This window comes from Pseudomonas sp. GL-R-19, from assembly GCF_019956375.1.
GTDB lineage: Bacteria > Pseudomonadota > Gammaproteobacteria > Pseudomonadales > Pseudomonadaceae > Aquipseudomonas.
Genome location: NZ_JAHBDJ010000004.1, coordinates 137,478 through 149,937, shown reverse-complemented (window position 1 = coordinate 149,937; position 12,460 = coordinate 137,478). Strand labels below are relative to the sequence as shown.

The following is a 12,460-nucleotide window of genomic DNA, read 5'->3' as shown; positions in this document are numbered from 1 at the left end:
TTGAGTCCCCTGAAGGGCCGTCGAAGACTACGACGTTGATAGGTTGGGTGTGTAAGCGCTGTGAGGCGTTGAGCTAACCAATACTAATTGCCCGTGAGGCTTGACCATATAACACCCAAGCAATTTGACTACTCGAAAGAGCATCAGATTGCGGTGTGTGAAGACGCAATGAACCGAAAGTTCGACGCTCACAAAACACCGAAAGCTGTCACATACCCAATTTGCTGAAACGTCGAAAGACGCTTCGGTACCCGAATTTCTTGACGACCATAGAGCATTGGAACCACCTGATCCCATCCCGAACTCAGCAGTGAAACGATGCATCGCCGATGGTAGTGTGGGGTTTCCCCATGTGAGAGTAGGTCATCGTCAAGATTGAATTCCAAAACCCCAATTGCGAAAGCAGTTGGGGTTTTGTTTTTGCGCCTTGTTTCCTGTAGGAGCGAGCCTGCTCGCGAAGAACTTCAGGACACGGCGTTACCCCAGACCACCCGCGTCATCGTTGACGACCTTCGCGAGCGAGCTCGCTCCTACAGATGTTAAAGTCGTTTCTCGATTTTGCATTTCCAAGGAAGCCTTTATGCCGGACGCGACGTCCCTCAGTGCTGGTTTTATGGTGGTTCACGGCAACCGCCTGGATGAGTTGCGCAGCCTGGTGGTCAGCTGGATGCGGCGCTACCCGCTGGCTCCCCTGGAGAATGAAATCGCGTTGGTGCAAAGCAATGGCATTGCCCAATGGCTGAAGCTGGCACTGGCGGAAGATTCTGAGGACGACGACATGGGAGGCTGCGGCATCGCTGCCGCCATCGACGTGCAGTTGCCCGGCAGCTTCATGTGGCAGCTCTATCGCATGGTCCTTGGCCGCGACGAAATTCCGGTCAAGTCCCTGCTCGATAAAGCCCCGCTGACCTGGCGTCTGATGCGCCTGCTGCCGCAATTGATCAATCAGCCGCACTTCGAGCCGCTGCAGCGTTTCCTGACCCATGACACCGATCTGCGCAAACGCTATCAATTGGCCGAGCGTCTGGCGGATCTGTTCGACCAATACCAGGTCTATCGGGCTGACTGGCTGGAAGACTGGGCGCAAGGTCGACATCAAACAGGAAACGCCAGGGGCGAAACCAAACCCCTGACCCCGGCCAATTGCTGGCAGGCAGAGTTATGGCGCGCACTCTTGCTGGATGTGGGGGAAGAAGGCATGGCGCAAAGCCGTGCCGGCGTCCATCAGCGATTTGTCGAGCGTATCAACCATCTCGAAACAGCCCCCAAGGGATTACCCTCGCGAGTGATCGTTTTCGGGATTTCTTCCCTGCCTGCTCAAGCCCTGGAAGCACTGGCGGGACTGGCTCGATTCAGCCAGGTCCTGCTGTGCGTACACAACCCGTGTCGTCACCATTGGGCGGACATCGTCGCCGATAAAGACCTGTTGCGGCATCAATACAAGCGTCAGGCCCGCAAAAGCGGCATGCCAGTAGTGATCGATCCGCAAACCCTGCACCAGCATGCTCACCCATTGCTGGCTGCCTGGGGTAAACAGGGGCGGGACTATATCAACCTGCTCGACAGTTATGACGATCCCAACAGCTATCGTTCGGCATTCCGCGACGGGCGCATCGACCTGTTCAGTGAAAGTCAGCCGCTGAACATGCTCAACCAATTGCAGGATGACATCCTCGAGTTGCGTCCCCTCAACGAGACTCGGGAGCGTTGGCCCGCTATCGACCTGAAGAAGGACGAGTCGATCCGTTTTCACATCGCCCATAGCGCCCAGCGAGAAGTCGAAATCCTCCACGATCAACTGCTCTCGCGCTTCAGCGCCGACCCGACACTGCGGCCCCGGGACATTATCGTGATGGTTCCGGACATCGACAGCTACGCACCGCATATTCGTGCCGTGTTTGGTCAGCTTGACCGCCAGGATCCGCGCTTCATTCCATTTACCCTGGCTGACCAGGGCCAGCGCGGCCGCGATCCATTGCTGATTGCTGTCGAGCACCTGCTCAAGCTGCCTGACAGCCGATTCCCCGTCAGTGAAATTCTCGATCTGCTGGACGTCCCGGCACTGCGCGCTCGCTTTGGTGTTGAGGAGCGCGACCTGCCGACGCTGCACCGCTGGATCGAAGGTGCCGGCATTCGCTGGGGCATGAACGCCGAGCAGCGTGCCGGGCTCGGGCTGCCGCATGAACTGGAGCAAAACAGCTGGCGTTTCGGCTTGCGCCGGATGTTGCTCGGTTATGCCGTTGGCAGCGCCGATGCTTATGAGGGTATCGAGCCCTACGACGAAATCGGGGGCCTGGACGCCGCGCTAATCGGCCCGCTGGTTGCGCTGCTGGACGCGCTGGAAGTGGCTCACCACGAACTCTCTCAGCCAGCATCACCGGGGCAATGGGGCTTGCGCTTGCAGGCGTTGGTGCAGTTGTTCTTTCTTGCCAGTAACGAACACGATGACTACTTGCTGGCTCAGCTCGAAGAGCTGCGTGAGACCTGGCTCGAGACCTGCGAGTCGGTCGGGTTGCAGGACGAGTTGCCGCTGACCGTCGTCCGTGAAGCCTGGCTTGCGGGTCTGGATCAGGGCCGTTTGTCCCAACGCTTTCTGGCCGGAGCGGTCAACTTCTGCACCTTGATGCCCATGCGCGCCATCCCGTTCAAACTGGTGTGCCTGTTGGGCATGAATGACGGCGATTATCCGCGCGCGCAGCCGCCACTGGATTTCGATCTCATGGGCAGTGATTACCGTCCAGGTGACCGCTCCCGGCGCGAAGATGACCGCTACCTGCTACTGGAAGCCTTGCTGTCGGCACGGGACCAGCTCTACATCAGTTGGGTGGGACGCAGCATCCGCGATAACAGCGAGAGGCCTGCGTCGGTGCTGATCGGCCAGTTACGCGACCACCTGGCCAGCGGTTGGCGATTGTCACAAAGCGACAATGACCTGCTGGAGGCCATGACCCGGGAACACCCGTTGCAACCCTTCAGTGCTCGCTACTTTCACGACGGGGATGAGTCGTTCAGCTACGCCACCGAATGGCAGGTCCTTCATCAAGCGACAGAGCAACAGGCAAGCGCCGAAGTGCTCGAGGCTCACGTTCAGGACGAACCACTGAGTCTCGGTCAACTGCAGGATTTCCTGCGCAATCCGGTACGGCACTTTTTCAGCCAGCGCCTGAAGGTCTTCTTCGAGGCGGCTGATGTGCCCTTGGCTGATGAAGAGCCTTTTGTCCTGGATGCGTTGCAGCGTTACAGCCTCAGCGACCGTTTGCTCGAAGCGGCGCTGGCAGATCCTGGAAATACCGGACAGGCACTGGAGGATCAGGCGAAACGCCTGCAAAACAGCGGGCTGCTGCCCATGGCCGGATTCGGTGAGTGCCTGCAACGCGAGTTGATCGAGCCATTACCTGACTTGCTGCAACGCCACCAACAGCTCCTGGCGTTGTGGCCAACACCGCTCAGCAGCGCGTTGCCCGTCGATCTGGAACTGCAAGGCCTGCACATTGAGGGCTGGCTCAGCGGCCTGCATCAGCGCGCCGATGGCGGATTGCTGTCGATCACTACGATCCCCAACAGTATTGGCTCGATCAAGTCACGCAAATGGCATCGACTGACACGCCCGTGGCTCACCCATCTGGTGGCTTGTGCCAGTGGCATGGCGCTGACCACTGCACTGGTGGCCGGCGACGACAGTCTGTTGCTCGAACCGATGGATGAGTCCACGGCGCGGAAAACGCTGGGTGACCTGTTGATGGCCTGGCAGGCGGGTATGCGCCAGCCTCTGCCGATCGCGGTCAAAACAGCCTTTGCGTGGCTGGGGCAAACCGACCCGATCAAGGCCGATTCCGCTGCGCGCAAGGCCTATGAAGGGGATGGGCAGACGACGGACGGAGAGCGTCGCGAAAGCCCGGCACTCGCGCGCCAATTCGCCGATTACGATGCCTTGGTCGCCGATGAGACGTTCAGCGACTGGTGCGATGCACTTTATCGTCCGCTTTTCGAAGCACCCTGGCGTTCACTGTCCAGCGAGGAATCGCGCTGATGAACACGAAGACACCTCTGGCCCTGGCATTCCCGCTGCGCGGCAGCCAACTGATCGAAGCCAGCGCCGGGACCGGCAAGACGTTCACCATTTCCGCGCTGTACCTGCGTCTGGTGCTTGGCAATGGCGGGGAGGACAGTGGCTTCGGGCGTGAGCTGTTGCCGCCGCAGATCCTCGTCGTGACCTTCACCGACGCCGCGACCAAAGAGCTGCGCGAACGCATCCGCACACGGCTCGCCGAGGCCGCACGATATTTTCGCGATGAAACACCGGCCCCGGACAGCCTGATTGCCGAGTTGCGTATTCAGTACTTGCCCGAGCAATGGCCCGGGTGCGCAAACCGCCTGGATATCGCCGCGCAGTGGATGGACGAGGCGGCGGTGTCGACCATCCACAGTTGGTGCCAGCGCATGTTGCGCGAGCACGCGTTCGACAGCGGCAGCCTGTTTACCCAGACCCTGGAAACCGACCACAGCGACTTGCTGGGGGAAGTCCTGCGCGATTACTGGCGACTGTTCTGTTACCCGATGCAAGGTGATGCATTGAATTGGGTGCGCAGCAATTGGGGCGGACCGGCGACGCTGCTGCCGCGGATTCGTGCGCTGTTCGCCAGCGAGCGGGATACCCTTGAAGGGAAAGAGCCCGCCGAGGTGATTTCGCAATGCTTGCAAGAGCGACGGGTTGCCCTGATCGAACTGAAGAAGCCCTGGCTGCAGTGGGCGGACGAGTTGCTCGCGATCTGTCACCAGGGCGTTGCCAGCAAGAGCGTCGACGGTCGCAAGATGCAGGCACGCTACTTCGAGCCCTGGTTCGAAAAGATCAAGGCCTGGGCCGAAGACGAATCCCTTGAGCAACTGGATATCGGCACCGGCTTCACGCGCCTGACCCCTGATGGCATGGCCGAAGCCTGGAAGGGCGAAGCGCCTCGACATCCGGGGCTCGATGCGATGGCCGGCCTCAAGGCCTGTCTCGATGGGTTGCCAACGCCTGATGCCGCCGTGCTGCAACATGCGGCCCGCTGGGTCGGGGCGCGATTCGAGGAAGAGAAGCGTCGCCGCGCGGAAATGGGTTTCGACGACATGTTGCTGCGCCTCGATGCGGCCTTGCAGTCCGATGGCGGCGAGCGACTGGCAACCCTGATTCGTGAACAGTTTCCGGTCGCCCTGATCGATGAGTTCCAGGACACCGACCCGGTGCAATACCGGATCTTCGAGAGCATCTACCGCATTGAAGAGAACAGCCCCGAGTGCGGTCTGTTCCTGATCGGCGACCCGAAACAGGCGATCTACGCTTTTCGCGGTGCCGACATCCATACCTACCTGCGTGCCCGGCAGGCCACCACCGGCCGCCTGCACACCCTGGGCACCAACTTTCGCTCGAGCCACGGCATGGTCAACGCGGTGAACCATGTGTTCGAGCGCGCCGAAGCCCGGGCGTCAGGACGCGGCGCTTTCCTCTTCAGGCAGAAGAATGGCGACAACCCGGTTCCGTTCACGCCGGTTGCCTCCCAGGGCCGCAAAGAAGTCTTGCGCATCAATGACCAGGCAATCCCGGCCTTGAACATTTGGCACTTGCCGGCCGAACAACCGTTGTCCGGTGCGGTGTACCGGCAACACCTGGCGGCTGCCTGCGCCAGTGAAATCACGGCATTGCTCAATGGCGGACAGCAGGAGCAAGCGGGATTCACCCAGGACGGCAAAGCCTTCAGGGGCCTGTTGCCGGCGGACATCGCCATCCTGGTCCGCGACGGCAAGGAGGCGCAGGCGGTTCGTGCGCAATTGGCCGCCCGTGGCGTGCGCAGTGTTTACCTGTCGGACAAGGACTCGGTGTTCGCCGCCCAGGAAGCGCATGACGTGCTGACCTGGCTCAAGGCCTGCGCCGAGCCGGATGTCGAACGCCCGCTACGAGCCGCGTTGGCCAGCATCACGTTGAACCTGTCGTTGACTGAGCTGGAGCGGCTGAATCAGGACGAATTGGCCTGGGAATCCCGGGTCATGCAGTTCCGTGGCTATCGCGAAGTCTGGCGCAAGCAGGGCGTACTGCCGATGCTGCGGCGCTTGCTGCACGACTTCCGTCTGCCCCAGGCGTTGATCGCCCGCAGTGATGGCGAGCGCGTGTTGACCAACCTTCTGCACCTTTTCGAACTGCTGCAACAAGCCGCCGCCGAACTCGATGGCGAACAAGCCCTGATCCGGCATCTGTCCGAGCATCTGGCGTTGTCCGGGCAGGCTGGCGAAGAGCAGATCCTGCGTCTGGAAAGTGATGAGCAATTGGTCAAGGTCGTGACCATTCACAAGTCCAAGGGCCTTGAATATCCCTTGGTGTTTCTGCCGTTCATTTGCTCGGTGAAACCAGTGGATGGCAGCCGCTTGCCGTTGCACTACCACGATGAATCCGGCAATGCCCAGGTCACGTTGAAGCCAACGGCGGAGTTGATTGCCCTGGCTGACGATGAGCGTCTGGCCGAGGACCTGCGCTTGCTCTATGTCGCCCTGACCCGGGCGCAACACGCTTGCTGGCTGGGGGTGGCCGACCTCAAGCGCGGCAACAACAATGGCTCGGTGCTGCACCTGTCGGCATTGGGTTACCTGCTCGGTGGCGGTGCGCCGTTGGCCGATTCCCCGGCGTTACAGATTTGGTTGCGGGATCTGCAACAGGACTGCCCGGCGCTGGCCTATGCCGAGATGCCTGAAGCAACAGCGGAGCACTACCAGCCACCGCAAAACGACGCGGCGCTGCTTGTTCCGCGGGTTCCGAAACGCAAGGCCAGTGAAAACTGGTGGATCGCTTCTTACAGCGCGTTGCGCATTGGCGACACCCTCAGCGTCGGCACCGACGAGGCGCCGGAGAGCCCGCAGGCGCAAAAACTGTTCGATGACGAACGCCTCGACCCGCAGGCCCCCAGGGAAGTGGTCGCCGGTGGCGGCGATATCCATCGCTTCCCGCGCGGCCCGAACCCCGGCACCTTCCTCCATGGCTTGCTCGAATGGGCGGGGGGCGAAGGTTTTGCTGCGTCACCACAAGAGGTAGTCGACGCCATTGCCCGTCGCTGCAACCGTCGAGGCTGGGAGGGCTGGATCACCACGCTGAGTGACTGGCTGCAGCATCTGCTCAAGTCGCCGTTGCAACTGGGCGGCGGTCAGGCATCGGTGGTATTCGGCCAGTTGACGCAGTATCAGGTCGAGATGGAGTTCTGGTTCGCCAGCCATAAGGTCGATGTGCTCAAGCTCGATGCGCTGGTGTGCCAATACACCCATAACGGCGTTGCCCGGGTGGCCGCCGAACCGGTGTTACTCAACGGCATGTTCAAGGGCTTCATCGACCTGACGTTCGAACATGACGGCCGCTACTACGTTGCCGACTACAAATCCAACTGGCTCGGCGTCGATGATGCGGCCTACACCGCGCAGGCCATGGAACAATCGATTCTCGACAACCGTTATGACCTGCAATACGTGTTGTACCTGTTGGCCCTGCACCGTCAGCTCAAGGCGCGGCTCGCCGATTACGACTACGACCGGCATGTCGGCGGTGCGTTGTACCTGTTTTTGCGGGGTACGCGTGCGGCCAGCCAGGGTGTGTTTTTCGCCCGGCCGCCAAGAGAACTGATCGAGCGTCTGGACAGGCTGTTCCAGGGCAAGCCGGAACCCAAGGCCGAACCCGCCTGGGAACAGGGAGTACTGTTATGAATCGCACATTCGCCGATTTGTTGCCCACATCGCTGGCAGCCGAAAGCCTGGCCGATCTGGCGCCGCTGAGTCGTGCCGACGACTTGTTGTTGTTGCTCACGCGTTGGGTCGAGCGTGGCTGGTTGCGCGCGCTGGACAAAGCCTTTGTGGCGTTTCTGCATGAACTGGCTCCGGAGGATGATTCGTTGGTGTTGCTGGCGGCCGCACTGACCAGCCACCAATTGGGCCACGGGCATGTCTGTCTCGACCTGTTCGAGACACTGAAAGAACCGGATTTCGCCCTGTCATTACCACCTGAGGGTGACGTGCAAGGCGGTGCAATGCTGTTGCCCTCGCAATTGCTGGGATCACTGGACGGGGCCCATTGGTGCAAGGTACTGGCCGCGAGCAACCTGGTCGCGCTGGCCGCTGACAGCCGTGACAACGTGCGCGACCGACCTTTGGTTTTATCGGGCAAACGCTTGTACCTGCGCCGCTATTGGGCCTACGAGCGACGGATCGACCTTTCACTGCGCGAGCGTTTGACGGAACACGAGTCCACGCCGAACGACTTGTTGCAGCGCCTCACCGGTCTGTTTGGTCCTGCCCGGTCCGGTGACGTAATCGACTGGCAGAAGCTCGCCTGCGCCCTGGCGACCCGCAGCGCCTTCAGCATCGTGACCGGGGGGCCGGGGACCGGCAAGACCACCACTGTCGTGCGCTTGCTGGCGTTGCTCCAGGCGCCAGCGGTCGAGGCCGGCGTGCCCCTGCGCATTCGCCTCGCCGCGCCGACCGGCAAGGCCGCGGCGCGCCTGACGGAGTCCATCAGCCAGCAAGTCCGGACCTTGAAGGTCACCCAGGAAATACGGGAAAAGATCCCCTCCGACGTCACCACCGTTCACCGCCTGCTCGGCAGCCGACCCGGGACTCGTCATTTCCGCCATCACGCGGGCAATCGCCTGCCGCTGGATGTGTTGGTGGTGGACGAGGCCTCGATGATCGACCTGGAAATGATGGCCAACCTGCTCGACGCCTTGCCGGCCCATGCGCGCCTCGTGCTGTTGGGGGACAAGGATCAATTGGCTTCGGTAGAGGCCGGTGCGGTATTGGGGGACCTGTGTCGCGACGCGGAGGCTGGCTGGTACAGCCCGCAGACACATCAGTGGCTGGAAGCCGTCAGTGGCGAAAACCTGCAGGCCAGCGGCTTGCAGGAGGACGCCCAGGGTACTCATCCGTTGGCCCAACAGGTTGTGATGCTGCGCCATTCCCGGCGATTCGGTGAGGGCAGTGGTATTGGTCAACTCGCTCGTTGGGTCAACCAGCAGCAGCCCGAAGAAGCCCGCAAGTTGTTGTCGGCGCGAAGCCATGACGATGTGTATTGCTTGTCCCTCAAGGGCGAGCAGGATCGTGCCCTGGAACGCTTGCTTCTCGACGGTCATGGTGAAGGCCCGCAGGGTTATCGGCATTACCTGAGCGTGCTGCGCAATCAGCGGCCACCACTGGACAGCCCGCTGGAAGATTCGCGCTGGATCGATTGGGCTCGGAAAGTGTTGCAGGCCTTCGACGCATTCCAGTTGTTATGTGCCGTGCGCAAGGGGCGGTGGGGTGTTGAAGGCTTGAACCAGCGAGTGACGGACGCGTTGCTGAGGGCACGCCTGATCGACAGTGACCAGCAGTGGTACGAAGGTCGCCCTGTCCTGATGACCCGCAACGATTACGGGTTGGGGTTGATGAACGGCGATATCGGCATCGCCCTCAAGCTCCCGGAACAGGACGGACATGAAAATGGAAAGCAGGTTCTGCGTGTGGCATTCCCACGCAATGATGGCCAGGGCGGCGTGCGATTTGTCCTGCCCAGCCGCCTGAATGATGTCGAAACCGTGTACGCCATGACCGTGCATAAATCCCAGGGCTCGGAGTTCGCACATACCGCGTTGATTCTTCCTGACGCCTTGAATCCGGTCCTCACCAAGGAACTGATCTACACCGGAATTACCCGGGCCAAGGACTGGTTCACCTTGATCGAGTCGCGTGCAGGCGTGTTTGAAGAGGCGGTGAAACGCCGGGTCAAACGCTTGAGCGGACTGATGCTGGAGCTAAAGGAAGGCCGCGAGCCGACAGACTGAAAGGTCAGTCATCGGCAAACAGCATCTCCCGGCTTTCGCCCATCAGCAGACCCTGATTCTGCTCAGTCACCTGGCGGATGTAATCCCACAACAGGGTGATCCGCTTGAGCTTGCGCAGGTCTTCGCGGCAGTACATCCAGAACTGTCGAGTGATATTGATTTCCTGCGGCAACACCGGCAGCAGGCGAGGGTCCTGAGTGGCGAGGAAGCACGGCAGGATCGCCAGTGAGCGTCCTTGCTGCGCGGCCACGAACTGCGCGATCACGCTGGTGCTGCGCAGGTTGGCACTGGCGCCGGGCAATACGTTGGCCAGGTACAACAGCTCCGAGCTGAACGCCAGGTCGTCGACGTAACTGATAAACGAATGCTTGGCCAAATCGGCTGGTTTGCGGATCGGCGGGTGGTTGTCCAGATAATCCTGGGTCGCGTACAGCTGTAACCGGTAGTCGCACAGTTTGCAGCAGACGTACGGACCATGCTCCGGACGCTCCAGGGCGATGACGATGTCGGCCTCGCGCTTGGACAGGCTGATGAAGTGCGGCAGCGGCAGGATATCCACCGAAATCGCCGGGTAGGTGTCGACGAAGTGGCTCAGCTGCGGCGTGATGAAAAAGCTGCCGAAGCCTTCGGTGCACCCCATGCGCACATGCCCGGACAGCGCCACGCCGGACCCGGAAACCTGCTCGCACGCCATGTGCAGGGTACTTTCGATCGACTCGGCATACCCCATCAACCGCTGGCCTTCGGCGGTCAGGACAAAGCCGTTGGTCCGGGATTTTTCGAACAGCAATGTGCCCAGTGCCGTTTCCAGGGAACTGATGCGCCGCGACACTGTGGTGTAGTCCACCGCCAGGCGCTTTGCCGCGGTGCTGGCCTTGCGGGTGCGGGCGACTTCAAGGAAAAACTTGAGGTCATCCCAGTTCAACGAGCCGAGGGAGGTGATGTTTTTTTGCATGTTGGACCGGTTTTTATGTGCGTTCTTATTAGAAGTTTGCACATCTATACTCCAAAAACAGTCCGTTAACCAATTCACGGCACACGCCTCATCTCAAGGCGACTTTCTCGCCTTGGCTCCCCTGATAACAACAAAGTCCAGGAGACCCACATGAACGCATCGCTTACGCCTAACGAAACCACCGTGCAGAAGGTCAAGCTGTTGATCGACGGCGAGTGGGTCGAATCCAAGACCACCGAATGGCACGACATCATCAATCCGGCGACCCAGCAAGTGCTGGCCAAAGTGCCGTTTGCCACCGCCGAAGAAGTCGACGCGGCCATCAGCGCAGCTCATCGTGCCTTCCAGACCTGGAAGCTGACCCCGATCGGTGCGCGCATGCGCATCATGCTCAAGCTTCAGGCGCTGATCCGCGAGCACTCCAAGCGCATCGCCGCGGTCCTGAGCGCCGAGCAGGGCAAGACCATTGCCGACGCCGAAGGCGATATTTTCCGTGGCCTGGAAGTGGTCGAACACGCCTGCTCCATCGGCAGCCTGCAAATGGGCGAGTTCGCTGAAAACGTCGCCGGTGGCGTCGACACCTACACCCTGCGCCAGCCCATCGGTGTGTGCGCAGGCATTACTCCGTTCAACTTCCCGGCAATGATTCCGCTGTGGATGTTCCCGATGGCCATCGCCTGCGGCAACACCTTCGTGCTCAAACCGTCGGAACAGGACCCGATGTCGACCATGCTGCTGGTGGAACTTGCCATCGAGGCCGGCATTCCGGCCGGCGTGCTCAACGTCGTGCACGGTGGCAAGGACGTGGTGGACGGGCTCTGCACCCATAAAGACATCAAGGCGGTTTCCTTCGTCGGTTCGACCGCCGTCGGTACTCACGTCTATGACCTGGCGGGCAAGCACGGCAAGCGCGTGCAATCGATGATGGGCGCCAAGAACCACGCCGTGGTGCTGCCAGACGCCAATCGCGAACAAGCGCTGAATGCGCTGGTGGGTGCCGGCTTCGGCGCTGCCGGTCAACGCTGCATGGCCACCTCGGTGGTGGTGCTGGTGGGCGCGGCCAAGCAATGGCTGCCGGATCTCAAGGCGCTGGCGCAGAAGCTCAAGGTCAATGCCGGCAGCGAGCCGGGCACTGATGTGGGCCCGGTGATCTCGAAAAAGGCCAAGGCACGGATTCTCGATCTGATCGAAAGCGGCATCAAGGAAGGCGCCAAACTGGAACTGGACGGTCGCGAGATCACGGTTCCGGGTTACGAGAAGGGCAACTTTGTCGGCCCGACCCTGTTCTCCGGCGTGACCACCGACATGCAGATCTACACCCAGGAAATCTTCGGCCCGGTGCTGGTGGTGCTGGAAGTCAATACGCTCGACGAGGCCATCGCCCTGGTCAACGCCAACCCGTTCGGCAACGGCACGGGCCTGTTCACCCAGAGCGGCGCGGCGGCGCGTAAATTCCAGAACGAAATCGACGTCGGCCAGGTCGGTATCAACATCCCGATTCCGGTGCCGGTTCCATTCTTCAGCTTCACCGGTTCGCGCGGTTCCAAGCTCGGCGACCTCGGCCCGTATGGCAAGCAAGTGGTGCAGTTCTACACTCAGACCAAGACCGTCACCAGCCGCTGGTTCGACGACGACAGCGTCAACGACGGTGTGAACACCACCATCAACCTGCGTTAAGGAG

The 12,460-nt window shown here is 60.9% G+C and carries 5 protein-coding genes and 2 rRNA genes; 6 read left to right on the top strand and 1 reads right to left on the bottom strand.

The window, feature by feature from the left end; all coding sequences use genetic code 11:
- From KGA83_RS02740 to recD, 5 genes are all read left to right on the top strand, one after another.
- Nucleotides 1–108 (top strand): 23S ribosomal RNA (locus KGA83_RS02740); the annotation flags it as partial.
- A 151-nt stretch (nucleotides 109–259) separates the two neighbouring features.
- Nucleotides 260–375 (top strand): 5S ribosomal RNA (gene rrf / locus KGA83_RS02735).
- Nucleotides 376–580: 205 nt separating this feature from the next.
- Complete coding sequence (recC, locus tag KGA83_RS02730) at nucleotides 581–4,030, top strand: exodeoxyribonuclease V subunit gamma (RefSeq protein WP_223528244.1); 3,450 nt, start codon at nucleotides 581–583, stop codon at nucleotides 4,028–4,030.
- Nucleotides 4,030–7,719: an exodeoxyribonuclease V subunit beta gene (gene recB / locus KGA83_RS02725; protein WP_223528241.1), complete on the top strand. Its 3,690-nt coding sequence runs from the start codon at nucleotides 4,030–4,032 to the stop codon at nucleotides 7,717–7,719. The genes recC and recB overlap by 1 nt, the downstream gene beginning before the upstream one ends.
- Nucleotides 7,716–9,824, top strand: coding sequence for an exodeoxyribonuclease V subunit alpha (gene recD / locus KGA83_RS02720; protein WP_223528238.1), 2,109 nt, complete (start codon nucleotides 7,716–7,718; stop codon nucleotides 9,822–9,824). Before recB ends, recD begins: the two co-directional genes overlap by 4 nt.
- Nucleotides 9,825–9,828: 4 nt before the next feature.
- Here the strand turns inward: recD and KGA83_RS02715 are convergent, their stop codons facing one another.
- Nucleotides 9,829–10,779, bottom strand: a complete 951-nt coding sequence (locus tag KGA83_RS02715; RefSeq protein WP_108219831.1) for a LysR family transcriptional regulator — start codon at nucleotides 10,777–10,779, stop codon at nucleotides 9,829–9,831.
- Nucleotides 10,780–10,929: 150 nt separating this feature from the next.
- On the opposite strand from KGA83_RS02715, the gene KGA83_RS02710 reads away from it, so the two are divergent.
- The gene (locus KGA83_RS02710) at nucleotides 10,930–12,456 is read left to right on the top strand and encodes a CoA-acylating methylmalonate-semialdehyde dehydrogenase (protein WP_108219830.1); all 1,527 of its coding nucleotides are present in this window, start codon (nucleotides 10,930–10,932) and stop codon (nucleotides 12,454–12,456) included.
- Nucleotides 12,457–12,460: the final 4 nt, after the last annotated feature.

What these genes read in the sequence shown, in the direction of transcription:
- recC (WP_223528244.1), top strand. Translation starts at nt 581, where the DNA reads ATGCCGGACGCGACGTCCCTCAGTGCTGGTTTTATGGTGGTTCACGGC.
- recB (WP_223528241.1), top strand. Translation starts at nt 4,030, where the DNA reads ATGAACACGAAGACACCTCTGGCCCTGGCATTCCCGCTGCGCGGCAGC.
- recD (WP_223528238.1), top strand. Translation starts at nt 7,716, where the DNA reads ATGAATCGCACATTCGCCGATTTGTTGCCCACATCGCTGGCAGCCGAA.
- KGA83_RS02715 (WP_108219831.1), bottom strand. Translation starts at nt 10,779, where the DNA reads ATGCAAAAAAACATCACCTCCCTCGGCTCGTTGAACTGGGATGACCTC.
- KGA83_RS02710 (WP_108219830.1), top strand. Translation starts at nt 10,930, where the DNA reads ATGAACGCATCGCTTACGCCTAACGAAACCACCGTGCAGAAGGTCAAG.